Annotated in this window: 17 protein-coding genes and 1 tRNA gene; 4 read left to right on the forward strand and 14 right to left on the reverse strand. The window is 72.4% G+C overall.

Annotated elements, in window-relative coordinates:
- Positions 1-149: 149 nt before the first annotated feature.
- Positions 150-758, reverse strand: a complete 609-nt coding sequence (locus AB0H53_RS15205; RefSeq protein ID WP_362112085.1) for a CGNR zinc finger domain-containing protein — start codon at positions 756-758, stop codon at positions 150-152.
- 162 nt (positions 759-920) lie between these two features.
- Between AB0H53_RS15205 and AB0H53_RS15210 the strand changes: the two genes are divergently transcribed.
- The 4 genes from AB0H53_RS15210 to AB0H53_RS15225 are packed head-to-tail and all read left to right on the forward strand — an operon-like array spanning position 921 to position 3,840.
- The gene (locus AB0H53_RS15210) at positions 921-1,376 is read left to right on the forward strand and encodes a VOC family protein (RefSeq protein WP_362112088.1); all 456 of its coding nucleotides are present in this window, start codon (positions 921-923) and stop codon (positions 1,374-1,376) included.
- Between the two features lie 43 nt (positions 1,377-1,419).
- A complete protein-coding gene (locus AB0H53_RS15215; protein ID WP_362112091.1) occupies positions 1,420-2,349 on the forward strand; it encodes a pyridoxamine 5'-phosphate oxidase family protein in 930 nt (309 codons plus the stop codon).
- A gap of 58 nt (positions 2,350-2,407) precedes the next feature.
- Positions 2,408-2,605, forward strand: coding sequence for a ferredoxin (locus AB0H53_RS15220; protein WP_362112094.1), 198 nt, complete (start codon positions 2,408-2,410; stop codon positions 2,603-2,605).
- On the forward strand, positions 2,602-3,840 hold the full coding sequence (locus AB0H53_RS15225; protein WP_362112097.1) for an FAD-dependent oxidoreductase: 1,239 nt from the start codon (positions 2,602-2,604) through the stop codon (positions 3,838-3,840). The genes AB0H53_RS15220 and AB0H53_RS15225 overlap by 4 nt, the downstream gene beginning before the upstream one ends.
- Positions 3,841-3,965: 125 nt before the next feature.
- Here the strand turns inward: AB0H53_RS15225 and AB0H53_RS15230 are convergent, their stop codons facing one another.
- From AB0H53_RS15230 to AB0H53_RS15290, 13 genes are all read right to left on the reverse strand, one after another.
- A complete protein-coding gene (locus tag AB0H53_RS15230) occupies positions 3,966-4,427 on the reverse strand; it encodes a cupin domain-containing protein (RefSeq protein WP_362112100.1) in 462 nt (153 codons plus the stop codon).
- A 782-nt stretch (positions 4,428-5,209) separates the two neighbouring features.
- Entirely contained in the window at positions 5,210-5,983 is a 774-nt protein-coding gene (locus AB0H53_RS15235) for an aminotransferase class IV family protein (RefSeq protein ID WP_362112103.1), read from the reverse strand.
- A gap of 116 nt (positions 5,984-6,099) precedes the next feature.
- Positions 6,100-6,173 (reverse strand) — tRNA-Thr (locus tag AB0H53_RS15240).
- Positions 6,174-6,278: 105 nt separating this feature from the next.
- A complete protein-coding gene (locus AB0H53_RS15245) occupies positions 6,279-7,850 on the reverse strand; it encodes an alpha/beta hydrolase (protein ID WP_362112106.1) in 1,572 nt (523 codons plus the stop codon).
- Positions 7,851-7,904: 54 nt separating this feature from the next.
- Positions 7,905-9,110, reverse strand: a complete 1,206-nt coding sequence (locus tag AB0H53_RS15250; RefSeq protein ID WP_362112109.1) for a DNA polymerase III subunit delta' — start codon at positions 9,108-9,110, stop codon at positions 7,905-7,907.
- Positions 9,111-9,178: 68 nt separating this feature from the next.
- Positions 9,179-12,385: a dTMP kinase gene (gene tmk / locus AB0H53_RS15255; RefSeq protein ID WP_362112112.1), complete on the reverse strand. Its 3,207-nt coding sequence runs from the start codon at positions 12,383-12,385 to the stop codon at positions 9,179-9,181.
- Between the two features lie 209 nt (positions 12,386-12,594).
- Positions 12,595-15,444, reverse strand: coding sequence for a type I DNA topoisomerase (topA, locus tag AB0H53_RS15260; protein ID WP_362112115.1), 2,850 nt, complete (start codon positions 15,442-15,444; stop codon positions 12,595-12,597).
- A gap of 295 nt (positions 15,445-15,739) precedes the next feature.
- Positions 15,740-15,937: a hypothetical protein gene (locus tag AB0H53_RS15265; protein WP_362112118.1), complete on the reverse strand. Its 198-nt coding sequence runs from the start codon at positions 15,935-15,937 to the stop codon at positions 15,740-15,742.
- Positions 15,938-16,410: 473 nt separating this feature from the next.
- Positions 16,411-17,946 carry a class I SAM-dependent methyltransferase gene (locus tag AB0H53_RS15270; protein WP_362112121.1) on the reverse strand — a complete coding sequence of 512 codons (1,536 nt, stop codon included), beginning with the start codon at positions 17,944-17,946 and terminating at the stop codon, positions 16,411-16,413.
- 85 nt (positions 17,947-18,031) lie between these two features.
- A complete protein-coding gene (locus AB0H53_RS15275; protein WP_362112124.1) occupies positions 18,032-18,769 on the reverse strand; it encodes a small secreted protein in 738 nt (245 codons plus the stop codon).
- Positions 18,770-18,956: 187 nt separating this feature from the next.
- Complete coding sequence (locus AB0H53_RS15280) at positions 18,957-21,347, reverse strand: sodium-translocating pyrophosphatase (protein WP_362112127.1); 2,391 nt, start codon at positions 21,345-21,347, stop codon at positions 18,957-18,959.
- A gap of 311 nt (positions 21,348-21,658) precedes the next feature.
- Positions 21,659-22,117, reverse strand: a complete 459-nt coding sequence (locus AB0H53_RS15285; RefSeq protein ID WP_362112130.1) for an ATP-binding protein — start codon at positions 22,115-22,117, stop codon at positions 21,659-21,661.
- A gap of 250 nt (positions 22,118-22,367) precedes the next feature.
- The gene (locus tag AB0H53_RS15290) at positions 22,368-22,721 is read right to left on the reverse strand and encodes an STAS domain-containing protein (RefSeq protein WP_003967428.1); all 354 of its coding nucleotides are present in this window, start codon (positions 22,719-22,721) and stop codon (positions 22,368-22,370) included.
- Between the last annotated feature and the right edge of the window lie 56 nt (positions 22,722-22,777).

The raw sequence follows: 22,777 nt of genomic DNA on the forward strand, positions 1-22,777 counted from the left end.
GGCGCGCCGTGCCGCCGGCACCGGTGACGGGCGGAGGGCCCGGCCTCGTGGTCACGAGGCCGGGCCCTCCGTGCGCCGGTACCGCGGCGCCGACCGCGCCGGTCCTGGCGCCGGCACCGCGACGCCCGGTGTTCGGCGCCCGGCCCCGGTCAGCCGATGTGGTGGCGGGCGTAGTGCCGCTGGGCCTTCGCGCGGTTGCCGCAGCCCGCCATCGAGCACCAGCGCCGCGTGCCGTTCCTGGAGATGTCGTAGAAGTGCAGGACGCAGTCGTCGTTGGCACAGGAGCGGACCCGCTCGGGGCGGTCGGCCATCAGCCGGAGCCAGTTCTCCGCCGCCGACCAGGCCGGCAGCCAGGACGGCTCCGCCACCTCCACCACGGTGTCCGGCCGGCCGTCGGGGCGCAGGACGCGGCGGACCCGGCCGTGCGCCAGGACGTCGTTGAGCGCGTCCACGGCGTGCGGCGGCGGCCGGTCGGGATCGGCGATGAGCTCGTCCAGCACGGCGCGCGCCCGCAGGACGTTCTCCAGGGTGGCGCGGTCGGCCGGAACCGGACGGTCGCCGCCGGGGGCGTCGCCGGGGTCCCGGTACCCGCCGATGCTCCGGCGCACGGCCGGGGCGGCCAGCCACACCTCCAGCCCGTCGAGGGTTTCCAGCAGGTCATGAGCGCCCTCTGCGTCGATCCACCGCGTGTTGAGGAGGTCGATGGAGAGGGGCTCACCGGTCAGCGGCCGGGGGTCGGCCTCGATGGGTGGCGGCACGGGTCGGGTCCTTCCTTAGCGGCGGACAGATGAACACGCTCCCACCAACACTAACCGGTCATTCCTTGATCAGCGGTTGACCCTGTCGAACCTAACCGCTAACTTTGATTTTGACGGTTACGGGAACGCCTCGTAACCCCTACCGAAGGCATGGGATTGACGATGAGCAAGGCGACCAACCTCCAGACCGGGCACGTCGGCCTGAACGTCACGGACCTGGACCGCTCGCTCGCCTTCTACCGCGAGGTCTTCGACTTCCAGGTGCTGGCCGAGGGCAAGGAGGACGACCGGCGCTGGGCCTTCCTCGGCCGTGACTCCCGCCTGCTCGTCACCCTCTGGCAGCAGAGCGACAGCGCGTTCGCCAAGGACCGGGCCGGCCTGCACCACCTGTCCTTCCAGGTGGACACCATCGAAGAGGTCAAGGCCACCGAAGAGGTCCTGCGCAACCTGGGTGCCGAGTTCACCTACCAGGGCGTCGTGCCGCACGGCGAGAACGGCGCGTCCGGCGGCATCTTCTTCACCGACCCCGACGGCATCCGGCTGGAGATCTACGCCCCCACCGGCGCCGACCCGGCCGACGCCCCCACCTCCGGTGCGCCCACCTGCGGCTTCTTCTAGGAAGCGCCCCACCCCCCGATCGGTCACTTCGGAAAGGAATGCCGTGGCCAGCTATCACAGCGGTGAGATCGCGGTGCAGGAGCGGGCGGAACTCGCCGATCAGGCGAGCTTCTCCCTCGGCGGCATCGGCGAGACCGTCCCCGCCGTCGCGGCGGCATTCCTTGCCGAACAGCCGATGATCGTCATCGGAGGCGCGGACCGCGGGGGCCGCGTCTGGGCCACCCAGTTGACGGGGGCACCCGGTTTCCTCCGGGCGCCCGACCCCCGCACCCTCACCATCGACACGCTCCCCCTCCCCGAGGACCCGCTGTGGGACGTCCTCGCGGGAGCCGGGTCCCCCGGGGAACCCGTACGCGTCGGCATGATCGCCATCGAGCCGGCCACCCGGCGCCGGATGCGGATCAACGGCCGGGCCTTCCGGGACGGCGACGGACTGCGCGTCGATCTCGACCAGGTGATCGCCAACTGCCCCAAGTACCTGCAGAAGCGCGACTACCGGATCCTCGCGGCGGACGACGAGGCGGCCACGGCCCGCACCGTCACCGACGGGACCGAACTGAGCGACGCGCAGCAGCGGATGGTGCGGGGCGCGGACACGTTCTTCATCGCCACCACGTCCGACCGCGGCGACGCGGACGCCTCGCACCGGGGCGGCAACCCCGGTTTCGTCCAGGTGCTGTCCCCCACCTCGCTGCGCTGGCCGGACTACGTCGGCAACGCCATGTTCCTGACCCTGGGCAATCTGCTGCTCAACCCCGCCGCGGGCATCGTCGTACCGGACTGGGAGACGGGCACCGCCCTGCACCTGAGCGGTACCGCGCGCACGGTCTGGGACGCCGAGGAGATCGCCCGGGTGCCCGGGGCGCAGCGGCTGGTGGAGTTCTCCGTGGAGGCGGTGCGGGAGGTCTCGGCGGCCTCTCCCCTGCGCTGGTCGGCCCCCGGCTACTCCCGCTTCAACCCTCCGGTGGCCTGACCGGCGCCCCCTCTCCCCTTCTCCCAACGAACCCTGAACCCCCGTAACGGAGTCAGCCATGCGGATCACCGTGGACATGAACCTGTGTGAGAGCCACGGGCAGTGCGTCTTCGCGGCACCCGAGATCTTCTCCTTCGACGACGAGGAGTACCTCGTGTACGAGGCCGCCCCGTCCGACGCCCTGCGCGACAAGGCCGAGAAGGCGGCCGCGGTCTGCCCGGTTCGCGCCATCACCGTCGGGCCGGCCGCGCCGTGACGGCCACCGGCACGGCCACGGGCGCGGGCCCGCGGGAGCTGGTGATCGTCGGCGCCTCGCTCGCCGGACTGCGGGCCGCGGAGGCGCTGCGCGCCCAGGGCTTCACCGGGAACCTGACGGTCGTGGGCGACGAACCCCGCCTCCCGTACGACCGCCCGCCCCTGTCCAAGCAGGTCCTCACCGCCACGGACCGCCCCGCGAGCACCGAACTGCCGCTGCCCGACGGGCTCGACATCCGCTGGCGGCTCGGCCAGGCGGCGGTCGCCCTCGACCCGGACACCCGGACCGTCACGCTGGCGGACGGGGCACGGCTCCCCTACGACGGGCTGCTGATCGCCACGGGCTCGGCCGCGCGCGGCTGGCCCGCCGAGCAACCGCCCCCGCGCGGCGTCATGACCCTGCGCGGCTGGGACGACGCCCTGGCGCTGCGGGCCGAGCTCGTCCCGGGACGCCGGCTGGTCGTCGTCGGCGCCGGTTTCCTCGGGGGCGAGATCGCCGCCGCGGCCCGGGCGCGGGGCCTGGACGTCACACTGGTCGAGACGGGCAACCAGCCGCTGGAGCGGGCCATCGGCGCGGTGGCCGGCACGTTCGTCGCCACGCTGCACCGCGAGGCGGGCATCGACCTGCGGACCGGCACCACCGTCACCGACTTCCACGCGTCGGCCGACGGCCGGCTGACCGGGGTCCGGCTCTCCGACGGCACCGAGGCCGGGGCCACCGCGGCCGTGCTGGCCCTCGGCGCCGTCCCGGCGACCGGCTGGCTGGCCGGCTCGGGCATCGCCGTGGACGGCGGGGTGCGCTGCGACCCCTGCCTGCGCGCCCTGCGCCCCGACGGCACGGCCGTGCCGGGCGTGGTCACCGCGGGTGACATCGCCCGGGCGCCGCAGGCACTGGCGGACGGCGAGCCCCTGGCCCTCGGCCACTGGACCAACGCCGTGGAACAGGCGGCCACCGCCGCGCACACCCTGCTCCACCCGGACGCTCCCCGACCCTTCACCGGGGTGCCGTCCTTCTGGTCGGACCTGCACGGTGTGAAGATCCGGTCGGTGGGCCTGCCCGGCGCCGCCGACGAGGCCCGCGTCCTGGAGTACGACCTCGGCGCCCGCCGTCTGGAGGTCAGCTACCACCGGGCGGGCCGGCTCGTCGGGGCCCTGACCGTCGGGCGGGTCTCCCGCCTCGCGGCCTACCGCCAGGAACTCCAGCAGCGGCAGTTGCTCCCGACGCCGGCCGCGTGACGCGTCACCGAGGTCACGCCTTGCCGTCCGCGGTACCGGGTTTCCCCCGGCAGGGGCCCCGCCTGAAAAGGCGGGGCCCCACCGGCCGTATTCCCGGATTTCCCGGCTTTCCCGGCTTTCCCGGCTCAGCAGCCGCGCGGAGCCTCACGCTCGTAACGCAGCGGGGTGCCCTTGGGCTTGATGTAGGTGAGGTGCAGCTCGATGGGCTCCGTGCCTTCATTCACACCATTGAGCGGAAGATTGCCCTGCTTGATGAATGAGGTTCCCTGCCGGAAGACTTCCTGGGTGCAGTCGGCGTTCTTCCGCACAATGGTGCCCTTCTGCACGGTCAGGATCACCAGCCCCGGATGCACGTGCCAGCCGGTGTCCCCACCCGGCTGAATGATCAGGGTCTGCTCGACCACCTCGGACACGTTCTTCACCTTGATGTCCGTGACCTTGAGGAACTTGCCCTCGGCGGTGGTGACGGCGGTCAGGTCGTGCGCGGGACTGGCGGTGGCGATACCGCCCACACCGACCATCGCGACCGCGACGGCGGCGGCCGTCAGCGACTTGCGGCCACGAAGGTTCCGGCGAATTCGCTTCATTCTGATCCCTCCCGAGGTGCCCCTTGCCGGGGACACCGGCGAATAGCTGCTACAGGAGAGACTTTACGTAGATGGCATGTCCGCGACAATAGCTGTTCGATTCGCATACCCGATGGGGCAATAAGGAATGCGAATACCTGAGGATTGATTGAGTAATTCAAAAAGGCTTCACGCGACGCCGCGTTCGATATCCGGAACTCAAGACCCTATTACGAGAGCAGGCGATCCCACCCCGCACGGCGGCGAATTGTCCCCGCCGGGGGAAAGCCCGCCCGCCGCACCGCGTCCGCCCCACCCCGTCCCGCCCACCGGCCGGCCCCGTGGCGGCCCGTACCGGGGACATCCGGGCCCTCACCGGCTCGGGGCCCTCGTCGAACCCGCCGTCCCGCGCCGGCTCACTCCCGCTTCGGCCACGCCGCCTCCCGCGTCACCGCCCCGCCCGCCGGAGCCATCACCCGCAGGCCGTGCGGTCGGGGTGGGATCGGTGTTCGGACAAGAGGCCACCAGGCGTCGCCTGATGTCTCAGCCGCCCAGCAACGCCTCGATGACAGTGGCAGGGGCCGCGTCGGAACCCCGGTGTCGTCGTCGAGCATCTCGGCGGAGGCGTCGTGGAAGACGGCCGGGACGGCGCGGGTGAAAGGACTGCTCCAGACGCCGGCCTTGACGTCGCAGCGGCCGGACCCGGAACGGGACTGACACCGAGGCGCGTCGCGAACCCCTCGGTACTCCGCGATGTGCCGGCCGGCCCGGTCAGCCTGGCCAGTGGGAGCCAACGCGGAGCGTCACAACAAGTCACCTTCGATGTCCGAGTACTCCTCGCGGAGCGCGTCGACGATCGGGTGGGATTCAGGCAGCTCGACCCCGTCGATCGCGCTGACGGCGCGTACTCCGATTGCCGCGTTGGTGGCGAACGCCGCCCGCACGTTCGTCAGGTCGTCCAGGCGGACCGTCCGCGTGACGTGGTCATGGGCGCCCTTCAAGAGCTCCATGGTGACGCCCACGAGGCAGTCGGCGTTCGGCCAGATCACCTGACTGCCGTCGAAGAATCCGACGTTCCAGGTGCCTCCCTCCGAGATCACGCCCTCCGGGTCGACGAAGAGGGCGTCGTCGAAGCCGGTCAGCTGTGCCTGACGGCGGTGGTGCAGGGACGCGAAGAGTCCGACGCTCTTGACGCTCGGCACGTCGCGTACATACGTCGTGGACCGCACCCTGAGCGGCGGGAGCGGGAGGGCGCCAGCCGGCCGGGAGGTCACCAGCACGTGCGGGTCGTCGGCCCTGCCCGGATGCCCCAGGTCGAGGTCGGGGTCGAAGACGGTGACGCGGACCGTCGTGGATCCGGTGACCGGAACAGCGCGGCGGACGAGTTCGCGGACACGCTCCGGTTCGAGGTCACTCCCGAAGAGGGCCCGGCAGTCGCGCCGAAGCCGCTCCAGGTGCAGGGACAGGCCGCGTACGCGCCCGCCGTCCACCCGCATGGAGGTGAAGTGGCCGTAGTTGGTCAGGGCCAGGGTCTGCAGCTGGGCCGGGTCGACCGGATCCCCGTTGAGTTCCGCCATGCGGCCGGCGTGCACCTTGACCACGCCTCCCGGTTGTCTCGCACGTCACCTTTCGGCACGGTCCGGCAAAAGCAAAAGCCCCAGGTCACGGCGAGTGAGTCCTGAGGCTTCCACAGAGCCGCCTTCGGGATTCGAACCCGAGACCTACGCATTACGAGTGCGTTGCTCTGGCCAACTGAGCTAAGGCGGCATGCCGTGCGGTCCCGCGTGCGGGTGCAGCAGCGGGCCCAAGTCTACACAGGTCGCGGGGGTGCCTCGCACACCCCCGGGCTGGGCCCGGAGGCGCGCGGGTCGGTCAGGAGCAGCGCTTGCCTTCGGGGGGAGTCGTGCCCGACAGGAGGTAGGTGTTGATCGCCGTGTCGACGCAGGTGCTGCCCCGGCCGTACGCGGTGTGGCCGTCGCCGTCGTAGGTGAGCAGGGTGCCCGAGGCGAGCTGGGCGGCGAGGGCCTTCGCCCACTTGTAGGGGGTGGCCGGGTCGCGGGTCGTGCCGACCACGAGGATCGGGGCGGCGCCCTCGGCCTTGATGCGGTGGGCGGTGCCGGTGGCCTTGACGGGCCAGTACGCGCAGCTCAGTGAGGCCCAGGCCAGGCCCTTGCCAAAAACCGGGGAGGCCTTCTCGAAGGACGGGACGGCGGCGGCGGCCTGGCCGGGGGTGGTGAAGGCGGGCGGCTGGTCCAGGCAGTTCACCGCCGCGTTGGCGTACATCAGGTTGGAGTACGTGCCGTCCTCCTCCCGCTCGTAGTAGGTGTCGGCCAGCGCGAGCAGGCCCGAGCCCTCGCCGTCCATGGCACGGGTGAGGGCCTCGCGCAGCCGGGACCAGGCGGCTTCGTCGTACATGGCGGCGATCACACCGGTGGTCGCCAGGGACTCGCCGAGCGCCCGGCGCTCACCGGTGGGTACCGGCTCGGCGTCGACCCGGGTGAAGAACGCCTTGAGCCGGGTGGCCGCGTCGGCGGGCGACTCTGTGCCCAGCGGGCAGTCCGGCCGCCGTACGCAGTCGGCGGCGAAGGACCGGAAGGCGGCCTCGAACCCGGCCGTCTGGTCGCGGTTCAGCTCGGCCGTCGGCAGGGAGGGGTCCATCGCGCCGTCGAGGACCAGCCGGCCGGTGCGGGTGGGGAACAGCTCGGCGTAGGTCGCGCCGAGGAACGTGCCGTACGAGGCGCCGACGTACGCCAGCTTCCGGTCGCCCAGCACCGCGCGCAGGATGTCCATGTCGCGGGCCGTCTCGACGGTCGAGACATGGGACAGGATCCGGCCCGAGCGCTTCTCGCAGCCGGCCGCGAAGTCCTTGAACGACGCCGTCAGCCGGTCGGTCTCGCGCCGGTCGTCGGGGGTCAGGTCGACCTGCGTGTACGTGTCCATCTGCTCGCCGTCCAGGCACCGGACGGGCTCGCTGCGGGCCACGCCGCGCGGGTCGACGGCGACCATGTCGTACCGGGCGCGGACCTGGGCCGGGTAGCCGACGCCCGCGTACTCCTGGAGGTAGCCGATCGCCGAGCCGCCCGGTCCGCCCGGGTTGACCAGCAGGGAGCCCAGGCGCTTGCCCGGGCCGGTGGCCCTGACCCGGGACACGGCCAGGTCCACCTGGTCGCCGGCCGGTTTCGCGTAGTCGAGCGGGGCCTTGAGCGTGGCGCACTCGAAGCCCGGCACGCCGCACTTCCGCCAGGTCAGGCGCTGCCCGTAATACCCCTTGAGCGCCTTGAGCTCGGCGGGTGTGACGGCGCCCGGCGCCGGTCCGGAGGCGGAGGCCGGGGCGGTGGCGGAGGCGGAGGACGCCGCACCCGTCCCGGTGCAGCCGGAGAGGAGCAGCCCGAAGGTCGCGAGGGCGGCCAGGGCGGACGTACGGAGTGGGCGGCTGAAGTCCATTCCCGGAGCGTATCGGGACGGTGACGGATTGTTCACCGCCATGCCCCGTACGGATTACCCGGCGCGCAGCGCCATCGTCATGGCCTCCACCGCCAGCAGCGGTGCCACGTTGGTCTCCAGGGCCTCCCGGCAGGCGAGGACCGCCTCGATGCGGCGGAGGGTCTGTTCGGGTGTGGAGTCACGGGCCGTGCGCTCCAGCGCGTCGCGCACGTCGAGGTTGGCCAGCTCGCTGCGCGCGCCGAGCTGGAGGGCCAGCACATCGCGGTAGAACCCGGTCAGGTCGCTGAGGGCCAGGTCCAGGCTGTCGCGCTGGGTACGGGTCTTGCGGCGCTTCTGCCGGTCCTCCAGCTCCTTCATGGCGCCCGCCGTGCCGCGGGGCATCCGGCCCCCCTGCGACGCGCCCAGGGCCGCCTTGAGGTCCTCGGTCTCCTTGACGTCGACCCCCTCGGCCACCTCCTTGGCGTCGTCGGACGCGGCGTCGATCAGCTCCTGTGCCGCCCGCAGACAGCCCCCGATGTCGGCCACCCGCAGCGGCAGCTTGAGCACGGCGGCCCGGCGGGCCCTGGCCCGCTCGTCGGTGGCCAGGCGGCGGGCGTGGTCGATGTGGCCCTGGGTGGCGCGGGCGGCGACGTACGCCGCGTCGGGCTCGATGCCGTCCCGCCGGATCAGGACGTCGGCGACCGCCTCCACCGGTGGCGTGCGCAGGGTGAGGTGGCGGCAGCGGGAGCGGATGGTGGGCAGCACGTCCTCGACGGAGGGCGCGCACAGCAGCCAGACCGTGCGGGGCGCGGGCTCCTCGACGGCCTTCAGCAGGACGTTGCCCGCGCCCTCGGTCAGGCGGTCGGCGTCCTCCAGCACGATGACCTGCCAGCGCCCGACGGCCGGCGAGAGCTGGGCGCGCCGGACCAGCTCACGGGTGTCCTTCACACCGATGGAGAGGAGGTCGGTGCGGATGATCTCCACATCCGAGTGCGTCCCCACCAGCGTGGTGTGGCAGCCGTCGCAGAAGCCGCAGCCCGGCTCGCCGCCCAGGGCGCGGTCCGGGCTGACGCACTGCAGCGCCGCCGCGAAGGCCCGGGCGGCGGTGGCCCGCCCGGAGCCGGGCGGGCCGGTGAACAGCCACGCGTGCGTCATCTTCGACGCGTCGGGCGGCACTGCACGGCTCGCCTCGGCGGTGACGAGCGCGTCGGCGTCCCGGGCGGCGGCGGCCAGCTGTTCCTGGACGCGGTCCTGGCCGACCAGGTCGTCCCATACGGGCATGGGTGCCTCACCCCCCTTTCGTACGAGTGGCTTCCATTGTGGGGCAGGGGTCCGACAACGCCCGCACCTCAGCGGCGGCGGCCCCGGCGCCGCTCGTCCGCGTCGGCGTCGCCGGGCGCCGCGTCCCGTCCGCCCGTCGCGTCGCCGCGCGGGCCGAGCAGCTCGTCGGCCAGGGTCGGCAGGTCGTCCAGCGGGGTCTCCTCCGCCCAGTCCGAGCGGCGCCGCGGGCGGCCCTGCTCGTCCACCTGCGGGAGCTCGCGGGTCCGCTCGTTCCCACCGGGCTGCTGGGGGGCGGCGGCCGGCTCGGCCTCGTCCCGGAAGAAGCCGGGCGGTACCCGGTCGTCCGGGCGCTCGTCCCGCACCGGCCGCAGGACCGCCGTCTCCTCGGCCGAGCGGTCCGTCACCGGCCGCAGGGTCGCCGTCTCCTCGGCCGCACCGGCGCTGTCCCGCACCGGCGGCAGCACGGCGGTCTCCTCCGCCGCACCGGCGCTGTCCCGGACCGGTGCCGCGTCGTCCCCGCGCACCGGCCGCAGAACGGCCGTGTCGTCGTCCTTGCGCATGTTGACGCGGGGTGTCGGAACCTCCTGCGTCACCTCGTTCGGGCTGATGACAGGGGTGGGCACGGTCACCTCGTTCGGCGACACGGGCGGGGGCGGGGGCGCGGATGCCACCGCCGCCGCGGCCGACGCGGCGGCGGCCGCCTCGGCGAGCCGCCGGGCCTCCTCGGCACGCAGCAGGGCCTCCTCGGCCTTGCGCTGCTTCTCCTTGCGCCGCTCCTCGGCCTCGGCGCGCAGCCTGGCCTGCTCCTCGGCCATTTTGCGCAGGCGCTCCTGCTCCTCGCGGCGGGTCTTCTCCTCGGCCTCGCGGCGCTTGCGCTCCTCCTCCGCCAGCCGGCGCGCCTCCTCGGCCCGGCGCCTGGCCTCCTCGGCCTGCCGCTCGGCCTCCCGGCGCCGCGCCTCTTCCTCCTCGCGGCGCTTGCGCTCCTCCTCCTCGGCGCGCAGCTTGGCGAGCTGCTCCTGGCGCTCACGCTCCAGGCGCTCCTCCTCGGCCTTGCGCGCGGCCTCCTCCTCGGCCTTGCGCCTGGCCGCCTCCTCGGCAGCCCTGCGGGCCGCCGCCAGCGCCTCGGCCTCCGCCTCGGACAGCGGCAGCATCTGGTCGAGCCGGTGGCGTACGACGGTGGTGACCGCCTGCGGCTCCTGACCCGCGTCGACCACCAGGTAGCGACCGGGGTCGGCCGCCGCGAGGGTCAGGAAGCCAGCCCGGACCCGCCGGTGGAACTCCGCGGGCTCGGACTCCAGCCGGTCGGGCGCCTCGGTGAACCGCTCCCGCGCGGTCTCCGGCGAGACGTCGAGCAGCACCGTCAGGTTGGGTACGAGTCCACCGGTCGCCCAGCGCGAGATACGGGCGATCTCGGTCGGGGAGAGGTCGCGGCCCGCGCCCTGGTAGGCCACGGACGAGTCGATGTACCGGTCGGAGATGACGACCGCGCCCCGCTCCAGGGCCGGGCGGACCAGCGAGTCGACGTGCTCCGCGCGGTCGGCGGCGTACAGCAGCGCCTCGGCGCGGTTGGACAGACCGGCGCTCGACACATCCAGCAGGATCGAGCGCAGCCGCTTGCCGATGGGCGTCGCGCCCGGCTCACGGGTGACGACCACCTCGTGGCCCTTGGCCCGGATCCACTCGGCCAGCGCCTCCGCCTGGGTGGACTTGCCCGCCCCGTCACCGCCTTCCAGCGCGATGAAGAAACCGGTCGGCGACGGCGCCTGCGCCGGGTCCGCGCCGCGCAGCGCGTCCCGCAGGTCACGGCGCAGCGGCACTCCGGAGCGGTCGTCGGTCCTGGCGAGGACCAGGGCCGCCACCGGCAGCAGCAGCGCGCCGGCGAGCATCACCGTGAACGCGGCGCCGCCGTGGGCGAAGACGAAGTCCCCGTTGGCGAGGCGGTGCGGGCCGATCGCGGCCGCCAGCAGCGGGGCGGCGATGGCACCGAGCGCGATGGCGACCCGCACCACCGCCTGGAGGTGTTCGGTCAGCCTCGGCCGGCGGAACTCCTCCGCCTCCTGGTCGATCAGGGCGTGTCCGGTGTTCGCGGCGACACCGGCCGCGTAACCGGCGCCGAGCGCGATGAACAGCACGGTGGCCGTGTCGGGCACCAGGCCCACCGCGAGCAGCGCGACGCCCGTGACGGCGACCGCGAGGGCCAGCAGCCGACGGCGGGACAGGGCGGGCAGGACGGCCCGCGCGGTACGGATCCCCAGCCCGGTACCGCCGACCAGCGCCAGGACCAGCAGCGCGAAGGCGACCGGGCCGCCCCCCAGGTCGGAGGCGTGCAGTACGGCGACGGCGGCGGCGGACGCGACGGCCGCCGCGACGGCGGCGCAGGCCAGCACGAGCAGCGGTATGGCCCCGGTGCGGCCCCGGTCGACGCCGCTGCCGGTGGACGGGCGGCGCAGGCCCTCCAGCGGGGAGCGCGGGCGCGGGGTCCGGTCGTCGGGCAGCTGGAGGAAGTACAGGACGGACACGGACGCGGCGAACATCCCGGCCGCGACGTACGAGCCGAGGGCCGCCTGGTGGGTCGAGAACCAGTCGACGCCGGTGGCCAGCACGTTCCCGACGAGCGTGACGACCAGGAGCACGGCCGCCGCGGCGGGAAGGGCCGCGAAACCGGTACGCAGCGACAACCGCCGCAGCGCGCCCAGCTGATCGGGCAGGGGCCGCACGGCGGCGCCCTCCGGCGGCGGGGCGGGCAGCAGGGCGGGGGCGGCGCCCTCCTTGGCGACCGTCCACAGGCGCTCGGCGGCGCCGGCCAGGAAGACGGTGCCCAGCAGGAAGACCAGTGCCAGGTCGGGCGTCCAGTCGATCCACAGCGGGGCGACCACCAGCAGCGCCAGGCGCACTCCGTCCGCGCCGATCATGGTCCAGCGCCGGTCGAGCGGCCCGCTGGGCGCCGTCAGCGCGGTCAGCGGTCCCAGCAGGACCGCCCCGAAGAGCACCGTGGCCAGCACCCGGGCCCCGAACACGGCCGCGACGGCGAAGGCCGCACCGCGGTACCCGCCTCCGAAGGTTCCCTCGGTGACGGCCGCCTGGAGGGCCAGCAGCACCAGGACGAGCACGGCGAGGGCGTCACCGGTCCCGCCGACGAGCTGCGCGCTCCACAACCGCCGCAGCGGTGGGGTGCGCAACAAGGCCCGCACGGCGCGCTCGCGGGAGTCCGCGGCAAGTGCGGCGTCGGAGTCTGAGGTGCTGCTCAAGACCGTTGGCTGCTCGGCTCGCGTCATCCCCTCAGCCTATCCGGAGCGACCGCAGGTCAGTCGTGCCAGTCCGAACAAACGCACACGGTGAGAGGGGGCGGACGGGTACGCCGCGAGGGCGGGCCCCGAGTGGGTGCCCGCCCTCGCGCCGGACCGCCGCATGCCACCGGCCACCGGCCACCGGACCGGCTACCGGCTAGCGGACCGGCCACCGGCCACCGGCCACCGGCCACCGGCTAATCGTCCGAAGCGGTAGCCGTGGAGGCGGCCGTCGCCTTCTTCGTCGCCGTCTTCTTGGCCGTCGTGGCCTTCTTGGCGGTGGTGGTCTTCTTGGCGGTGGTGGTCTTCTTCGCCGCCGTCTTCTTGGCCGTGGCCGTCTTCTTCGCGGCCGTCGCCTTCTTCGCCGGGGCCTTCTTGGCGGTCTTCTTCGCGGGGGCCTTGGCCCGCTTCTCCGCCAGCAGCTCGTATCCCCGCTCCGGCGTGATCGTCTCCACACTGTCGCCGGAGCGCAGGGTGGCGTTGGTCTCGCCGTCCGTGACGTACGGGCCGAAGCGGCCGTCCTTCACGACCACCGGGCGCTCGCTCACCGGGTCGGTGCCGAGCTCCTTCAGCGGCGGCTTGGCCGCCGCCCGGCCCCGGGCCTTGGGCTGGGCGTAGATCGCGAGGGCTTCCTCCAGGGTGATGGTGAAGAGCTGCTCCTCGTTCTCCAGCGACCGCGAGTCCGTGCCCTTCTTCAGGTACGGGCCGTACCGGCCGTTCTGCGCCGTGATCTCGACGCCCTCCGGGTCGGTGCCGACCACGCGCGGCAGCGACATCAGGCGCAGCGCGTCATCCAGCGTGACCGTGTCCAGGGACATGGACTTGAAGAGGGAGGCCGTGCGCGGCTTGACCGCGTTCTTGCCGGTCTTCGGGGTGCCCTCGGGGAGGACCTCGGTGACGTACGGGCCGTACCGGCCGTCCTTGGCGACGATCTGGTGCCCGGTCGCCGGGTCCTTGCCCAGGTCGAAGTCGCCGCTCGGCTTGGCCAGCAGCTCCTCCGCGAGCTCGACGGTGAGCTCGTCGGGCGCCAGGTCCTCGGGCACGTCGGCGCGCTGGTGGCCGTCCTGGTCCTTCTCACCGCGCTCGACGTACGGGCCGTACCGGCCGACGCGCAGCACGATGCCGTTGCCGACCGGGAACGACGAGATCTCGCGCGCGTCGATCGCACCGAGGTCCGTGACCAGCTCCTTGAGGCCACCGAGGTGGTCGCCGTCGCCGTTTCCGGCGTCGGCCGCACGGCCCTCGGGGCCGCCCGCGCCGAAGTAGAAGCGCCGCAGCCACGGCACGGCCTGCGCCTCGCCCCGCGCGATGCGGTCGAGGTCGTCCTCCATCCTGGCGGTGAAGTCGTAGTCGACGAGCCGACCGAAGTGCTTCTCCAGCAGGTTCACGACGGCGAAGGAGAGGAACGACGGGACGAGCGCGGTGCCCTTCTTGAAGACGTAGCCGCGGTCGAGGATGGTGCCGATGATCGAGGCGTACGTCGACGGGCGGCCGATCTCGCGCTCTTCCAGCTCCTTGACCAGCGAGGCCTCGGTGTAACGGGCCGGCGGCTTGGTCGCGTGGCCGTCCGCCGTGATCTCCTCGGCGGTCAGCGCGTCGCCCTGGGCGACCTGCGGCAACCGCCGCTCACGGTCGTCCAGCTCGGCGTTGGGGTCGTCGGCCCCTTCCACGTACGCCTTCATGAAGCCGTGGAAGGTGATCGTCTTGCCCGAGGCGCTGAACTCCGCGTCCCGGCCGTCGGCGGTCCGGCCGCCGATCTTGACGGTGACCGAGTTGCCGACCGCGTCCTTCATCTGGGAAGCGACGGTCCGCTTCCAGATCAGCTCGTACAGCTTGAACTGGTCACCGGTGAGGCCGGTCTCGGCGGGGGTACGGAAACGATCACCCGAAGGCCGGATCGCCTCGTGCGCCTCCTGGGCGTTCTTGACCTTGCCGGCGTACGTGCGCGGCTTGTCGGGCAGGTAGTCGGCCCCGTACAACTGCGTGACCTGCGCCCGGGCCGCCGCGACAGCGGTGTCGGACAGGGTCGTGGAGTCCGTACGCATGTAGGTGATGAAGCCGTTCTCGTACAGCTTCTGGGCGACCTGCATCGTCGCCTTCGCGCCGAAGCCCAGCTTCCGGCTGGCCTCCTGCTGGAGGGTCGTGGTGCGGAACGGCGCGTACGGCGAGCGGCGGTACGGCTTCGACTCGACCGACCGGACGGCGAACGACGTCTCGGCGAGCGCGGCGGCCAGGGCGCGGGCGTTCGCCTCGTCCAGGTGCAGCACCTGCTCGGACTTGAGCCGGCCGTCCGAGCCGAAGTCACGGCCCTGCGCGACGCGCCGGCCGTCGACGGTGGCGAGACGGGCGACCAGGGTCGACGGGTCGGAGGCGTCACCGGTGCGACCGGTGGAGAAGGTGCCGGTCAGGTCCCAGTACTCGGCGGAACGGAACGCGATGCGCTCCCGCTCCCGCTCGACCACGAGACGGGTGGCGACGGACTGCACACGGCCGGCCGACAGCCGTGGCATGACCTTCTTCCACAGGACCGGCGAGACCTCGTAGCCGTACAGGCGGTCGAGGATGCGGCGGGTCTCCTGGGCGTCGACCATGCGCTGGTTGAGCTCGCGCGGGTTGGCGACGGCCGCCTGGATCGCGGCCTTGGTGATCTCGTGGAAGACCATCCGCTTGACCGGGACCTTGGGCTTGAGCACCTCCAGGAGGTGCCAGGCGATGGCCTCGCCCTCGCGGTCCTCATCGGTGGCGAGGAAGAGCTCGTCGGACTGGGCCAGCTGCTCCTTGAGCTTCCTGACCTGGGCCTTCTTGTCCGCGTTGACGACATAGATCGGCTGGAAGTCGTGTTCGACGTCCACGCCGAGGCGGCGCACCTCGCCGGTGTACTTCTCGGGCACTTCGGCGGCGCCGTTCGGGAGGTCGCGGATGTGCCCGACGCTCGCTTCGACGACGTAGCCGGGGCCGAGGTAGCCCTTGATCGTCTTCGCCTTGGCAGGCGACTCGACGATGACGAGTCGGCGGCCGCCCTGTGCGGTCTCGCTGGTCGGGGACAACTTCGCTCTTCTCTCCGGTCGACGCTCGGTGGCACGTGCGGCGCGGCGCCGGCGCCGTGTCGGCGCGGAGTCCGCGCAAGCCCGGCGCACCGCACACACACTGCTCTGACGCTGCTGACGCTGCGGAGTGTGACGGTACAACCCGCCCCCGTGTCAAACGGCGAAAGCCCGCAACGGCCACTCGAACGGTAACCCGAGTCCTGGCATTCCTGCCGCCCGGACTCCTTTCCGGGTTCCTTCCCAGTGCGGAGCACCTCATTCCGCCCCGTATCTCTCGAAGATCGGCGAGGAGGGTTCAGATCCGCCCGAAGCACCACACGCCGAGGATGACGAAGGCCGCCCCGAACGACGTGGCGAACGTGAGCGCCGCCGCCGGGCTCACCCCGTGCACGACCGGTGAGCGGTGCAGCGTCCGCGCCCCGGTCCACAGCAGCAGCCCCGCTCCGAACAGCGTGAACGCCATGCCGGCGAAGATGGCCGGTCCGCTCTCCATGCCCGTACCCCGATCCGTCCGTGGTGCCTGCGTGCCCGTGGGCGAGGCTGGCACCTCCGCACGTCGTGAACGCGAATTACGGGTGAACGGCGCGGGCGCCACCACCGGGTTTCACCCGCGCGGCGCCCCACCGGCGGCGGCCGGCCCGGGGCGGCCGCGGACCAGCGCGGCCCGTGACGCGTCCGCCGGCCCGCCCGACCCGGTCCGTCACTCGGACGATGGCTGGAACCGTGGCCGGTTTCACACCCGGAGGACGTCGGCTGTGCGCCGGCGGGGTGGGTGGCGGAGCTGGGGCGGACGGACGCGCGCGGGCCCGGCTGGCGGCCGGCGGACCGGGCCCGGGCGCGGACCCGGGTGGCGGACCGGGCCCGGGAGGTGCCGCCCGGGTGCCGGACGTGCACCGGCCCCCCGCACGGGGCGGGCGGGTCAGTCCGGTGCCGTCCGGTCAGCCCGGTCCCGTCCGGTGCGTCCGGTCAGTCCGTGCGGTGATCGGCCGAGGAGGCCGGTTCCAGGAAGCCCTCCTGCACCAGGAGGCGGATGGCCTGGGGCGTGCGGTCGCGCAGGAGCACCGGGTCCTCGCCCATCAGCTGGGCGATGGCGTCCAGGATCCGCCCGGCGGGAAGCGTGCCGTCGCAGACGCCCCCGAAGCCGGCCGCGACCGCGTCGACCTTGGTGGCGCGCCGCATCCCGCGGTTCTGGCGCAGCAGCACGTGCTCCGGGTCCTCCGCCCCCGGCAGCCCGACCTGTTCCTGCACCACCTCGGGGGCGAGGACGAAGTGGTCGGCGAGCAGCGCGGCGTCGTCGTGCGTCCGCAGGTAGTCCTGGCGCGTGAAGTGCGCCCGGACCACCTCGCCCAGTGGCTGCTCGACGGGGTGCGGCCACTCCTCGGTGACGATCGACGGCTCGTCGGCGGCGGCCGCCGACTTGCGCAGGGTGATCCAGCCGAAGCCGACGGCCTTGGTCCGGCGGGCCTCGAACTCGTCCAGCCAGGCGCCGTACCGCTCCGCGTACTCCCGCGGGTCCGCCCGGTGGTCACCGGCGTCGCGCAGCCACAGCTCGGCGTACTGGGTCACGTCCTGCACCTCGCGCTGCACGATCCAGGCGTCGCAGCCGCGCGGCACCCAGGAGCTCAACCGCTCCTGCCAGTCCTCGCCCTCCACGTGCTGCCAGTTGGCCAGGAACTGCGCGTAACCGCCTTCGTTCAGCCGGTCGCCCGCCTGCTCCACGAGTGAACGGCACAGGTCGTCCCCGCCCATTCCGCCGTCCCGGTACGTCAGCCGGGCGCCGGGGGAGATCACGAACGGCGGATTGGAGACGATCAGGTCGTACGTCTCCGACTCCACCGGCTCGAACAGCGATCCGACGCGCAGGTCTGCCTCGGGGGCGCCGGACAGGGCCAGGGTGAGCCGGGTGAAGTCCAGCGCCCTGGAGTTCAGGTCGGTGGCCGTCACCCGGGTGGCGTGCTGCGCGGCGTGCAGCGCCTGGATGCCGGAGCCGGTGCCGAGGTCCAGCGCCGAGGCGACGGGCGTCCGGACGGTGATGCCGGCGAGGGTGGTCGACGCGCCGCCGACCCCGAGGACCACGCCCTCACCGTGGCCGCTCGCTCCGCCCGCGCCGCCCACCGCGCAACCCAGGTCCGAGACGATGAACCAGTCCTCGCCCTCGGGGCCGCCGTACGGCCGCACGTCCACCGCGGCGCGGACCTCACCGCCGGTCTCGGTCACCCACCCGTCGGCGAGCGCCTCCTCCAGCGGGAGCGCGGCGCGCGCCCGCTCGTTCGGCACCGGCAGCTGGAGCAGGAAGAGCCGGACGAGCGTGTCGAGCACGCCGTCCCCGCGGGTGGCCCGCAGGGCGGGCACCGTCTCACTGCGGGCGAGCGCGGCATAGGCGGGCGCGCCCAGCAGCTCCAGCAGCCCGTCGGCGGTGAAGTCGGCCGCGAGCAGGGCATCGCGGAGGCGGGCGGCGCGGTCGGGCACCGGAAGGCTGGTGATCAGGCTGGTCGTACTCACCTGCTCATTGTGACCGCCACCACTGACAAACGACGAGCGGCCCGGCTCCCCACCGGGAACCGGGCCGTGCGGATACCGCCAACTGCTACCGCGCGTCCCTGCTCGCCGAAGCACTCGGCTTGGCGGAGGCGGAGGCGGCCGGCGAGGCAGCCGCCGACGCGGCGGCGGAGGCCGGGGCCGACGCCGAGGCGCTGGCGGACGCCGAGGCGGCAGGCGACGCGGGCGAACCGGAGGAGTCCGCCCCCGGCTTGGCGGGCGGCACGGTCGGCGGAACCGACGCCTGGGCCTTCTGGCAGCCGGGCTGCTTGGCCATCGCCTGGCCCAGCTGCCCCGACTGGAGCTTCGCCAGGGCGTCCTGGTCCATCTTCTCGATCTTCTTCAGCCCGTCGGCGACGGCCTTGAGCCCGTCGGCGAACTTCTGCTGGTCCTTCGGGTTCAGCGCGTCGACCTGCTTCTTGAGCGATTCGTACGCCGTGGCGGTGCTGTTGAGCTCCTTGACCGCGTCCTGCTGGAGCTTCGCGCCGTTCTCCACGGGCGGCGCTCCGGCGTCCTGAACGGCCTTGGCGAGCGCCTTGTCCGCGTCGGCGATGTCCCGGAAGGCCTTCGAGTCGGCGGCCTGGATGTCGGCGGGCCGGCCGTCGGCGGCGGTCGAGATGATGGTCTGCTGGGCGTTGGCCCGCTTCTGGATCTGTGGCTGGGCCTGGTCACAGACCTTCTTGGCCCACTCGTCCACCTTGTTGTCTTCTTCGTCGCCGCCGCAGCCCGACAACGCGAGCACCAGTACCGCACCGCCGGACAGTGCGGCCGCAAGCTTCTTGTTCACCGGATTGGTCCCTTCCAAGGCTCTCGGCCCCGGAACATACACGCCAAGTGGGCGACTTCCGCGTGTCGTGCGCCCCTTCCATGCGCTTTTGCAGCCATTTGCACCAAGAGAGACAAGGCTCACGGCCGGGACGGAAGCGGCGGACGGAGCGTCAAGGCGTCCCGCCCGCCGCTCACCTGACCGGGTGTTACGAGACGGTCGCCCTGCTGGCCGTCGGGTCGGGCGAGTTGTCGTCCTCCTCGCCCATGGACACGGAACGCCGTTTGGAGACGTACACCGCGCCGACGATGACGGCGATGGCGAGGACCGCAATCGCTGCCCGCACGCCCGCGCTGGCGTCCACGCCGTAACTGAACTGCACGACCGCCGGCGCGATCAGCAGTGCCACCAGGTTCATCACCTTCAGCAGTGGGTTGATCGCCGGACCGGCGGTGTCCTTGAAGGGGTCGCCGACGGTGTCACCGATGACGGTCGCGGCGTGCGCCTCGCTGCCCTTGCCACCGTGGTGGCCGTCCTCGACGAGTTTCTTGGCGTTGTCCCAGGCGCCACCGGAGTTGGCGAGGAACACCGCCATCAGGGTGCCGGTGCCGATGGCACCCGCCAGGAACGAGCCGAGGGCGCCGACGCCGAGCGTGAATCCGACCGCGATCGGGGCCAGCACCGCGAGCAGGCCGGGTGTGGCCAGCTCGCGCAGCGCGTCCTTGGTACAGATGTCGACTACGCGGCCGTACTCCGGCTTCTCGGTGTAGTTCATGATCCCGGGGTGCTCGCGGAACTGCCGCCGCACCTCGTAGACCACCGCTCCGGCCGACCGGGACACCGCGTTGATCGCCAGCCCGGAGAAGAGGAAGACGACCGCCGCCCCGACGATCAGCCCCACCAGGTTGTTGGGCTGCGAGATGTCCATGCTCAGGTTCATGTCGGCGGCCCTGGCGCCCACGTCCCGGACCGCCGTGGCGATCGCGTCCCGGTAGGAGCCGAAGAGCGCGGCCGCCGCGAGCACGGCGGTGGCGATGGCGATGCCCTTGGTGATGGCCTTGGTGGTGTTGCCCACCGCGTCGAGGTCGGTGAGGACCTGGGCGCCGGCTCCCTGGACGTCGCCCGACATCTCGGCGATGCCCTGCGCGTTGTCCGAGACGGGCCCGAAGGTGTCCATGGCGACGATGACCCCGACGGTGGTGAGCAGGCCCGTGCCGGCCAGCGCCACCGCGAACAACGCCAGGGTGATCGACGTGCCGCCCAGCAGGAACGCCCCGTACACCGACAGCCCGATCAGCATCGCGGTGTAGACGGCGGACTCCAGGCCGACGGAGATGCCCGCGAGCACGACCGTGGCCGGGCCGGTGAGTGAGGACTTGCCGATGTCCCGCACCGGGCGCCGGGTGGTCTCGGTGAAGTACCCGGTCAGCTGCTGGATCAGCGCGGCGAGCACGATGCCGATGGCGACGGCCACCAGTGCCAGAACGCGCGGGTCCCCGCCGTGCGTGCGGATGGCGGTCTCGGTCACACCCTCCAGGGCGGCGAACGAAGACGGGAGGTAGAGGAAGACCGCCACCGCCACCAGGACGAGCGAGACGATCGCGGAGATGAAGAACCCGCGGTTGATGGCGGTCATCCCGCTGCGGTCGGCGCGCCGCGGGGCGACCGCGAAGATACCGATCATCGCGGTGACCACGCCGATCGCCGGGACGATCAGGGGGAAGGCCAGTCCGAGGTCCCCGAACGCGGCCTTGCCGAGGATGAGCGCCGCGACGAGCGTCACGGCGTACGACTCGAACAGGTCCGCGGCCATGCCGGCGCAGTCACCGACGTTGTCACCGACGTTGTCGGCGATGGTGGCGGCGTTGCGCGGGTCGTCCTCGGGGATGCCCTGTTCGACCTTGCCGACGAGGTCGGCTCCGACGTCCGCGGCCTTGGTGAAGATGCCGCCGCCGACACGCATGAACATGGCGATGAGCGCGGCCCCGAGGCCGAAGCCCTCCAGCACCTTGGGCGCGTCGGCCGCGTACACGAGGACCACGCAGGAGGCGCCGAGCAGACCGAGCCCGACGGTGAACATGCCGACCACGCCGCCGGTACGGAAAGCGATCTTCGTGGCCTTGTGCGACACGGCCGTCAGATCCTTTTCCGGTTCACCCGCAGCCGGGGTCGCTTCGCGGGCTGCTGCCGCCACCCGCACATTGGCGCGTACGGCCAACCGCATCCCGACGTATCCGGTGACCGCCGAGAAAAGGGCGCCCACCAGGAAGAACAGGGAGCGCCCGACGCGCTGCGACCAGTCGTCGGCGGGCAGCAGCATGAGCAGGAAGAACACGACGACGGCGAAGACGGCCAGTGTCCGCAGCTGCCTCGCCAGGTAGGCATTCGCGCCTTCCTGCACGGCGGCCGCGATCTTCTTCATGGCATCGGTGCCCTCGCCCGCCGCCAGTACCTGGCGTACCAGCAGTTGGGCGACGACCAGGGCGGCCAGCGCCACGGCCGCGATGACGATCACAATGACCCGGTTCTCATCGGTGAGAACCGCGGCCGCGAGAGAAGTGGAAGGATCGGACAGTTCTGTTTCGTAGAGCCCCGCCATTCGTCCTCCTTGACGTCAGAGCTCAAGACGTGGACGGATTGTAGGGAGCGGAACCCAATCAAAACAGGGCGCCGTAGAACAGAATTGACCTTCGTATCCCGGTCAGCAAATGATCGGTGTCGGAAAACCACTCGAAAGCAGTAACGAAACAGCTCTCGAAAGCTTGATCCACGCCTTGTGAACGCCTCGCCGGCCGATGCGGTTACAGCGTATGACTGGTCCGGAACAGAGAAAAGACCCCTGCTCAGCAGGGGTCTTCACGGATCTCGGCAGGGCCCCGACGGGTCGCCGGCCGCAGGCGCGCCCACCGGTCAGGGCAGCGTGGTGGCGATGCCCGTCGGCCAGGTCATCCGGATGACGCCGCCCCGCTCCCCGGCCGACACCTCGACGTCGTCCACGAGGCCGGCGATGACCGCCAGGCCCATCTCGTCCTCGCCCTCCGCGTCGTCGAAATCCTCAGCCGGCGCGGCGCTGCGCGCTCCTGGCACCCCCGCGGCATCGGCCGCCGCGACACCGGCGCCCGGCACCTCGTCGCCGACTTCGATGGAGAAGGTCTTCTCCTCCTCGGTCAGCACGACCCGTACCGGGGAGGTGACGCCGTTGCTGCGATGCAGCCCGACCGCGCGGGAGCACGCCTCACCGACGGCGAGCCTGACCTCGTCCAGCACCGCTTCGTCGACCCCGGCCCGGCGCGCCACGGCAGCCGCCACCAGACGGGCCGTCCTGACGTGCTCGGGCTGGGCACTGAAGCGGAGTTCAACGGTGGCCATGCGGTCCCCCTCGGACATACGAGCGTGCACCTCAGAGGACCGGGCTGGACGCCCGGCACCCCTGTCTTCCTCCGGAAGCTCGACCGGACCGGACCGGGACGGCCGTCCGGCCGCGACCGGCTCAGGCCCCCGCCGGAGCGCGGTCCCGGAAGGCACCGGCCGCGATCGGGCTTCGGCCACGACCGCCACGACCGGGCCCCGGCCGGAACCGGTACTCGGTCACGGCCGGAACCTCAGCGGCGACCGGGTCTCAGTCGGTCGCCGCCACGGCCTCGTCGACCGTGGTGTGAATGGGGAACACCTTGGTCAGGCCAGTGATCCTGAAGATCTTGAGAATGCGCTCCTGGTTGCAGACCAGGCGCAGTGAGCCCTCATGCGCGCGCACGCGCTTCAGGCCGCCCACCAGCACACCCAGACCGGTCGAGTCGAGGAAGTCCACACCCTCCATGTCGACGACCAGGTGGTAGCTGCCGTCATTCACCAACTCGACCAACTGCTCGCGCAGCTTGGGCGCGGTATACACATCAATCTCGCCACCGACCTCGACGACCGTACGGTCGCCACCAGGGCCGGACACATTGCGAGTCGACAGGGACAGGTCCACGGATCCTCCAGCACCTTGCTATCGAGCGGTCGCCCCCTTGGGTCTCCCCAACGGAG

This window comes from Streptomyces sp. NPDC050856, from assembly GCF_040653855.1.
GTDB lineage: Bacteria > Actinomycetota > Actinomycetes > Streptomycetales > Streptomycetaceae > Streptomyces.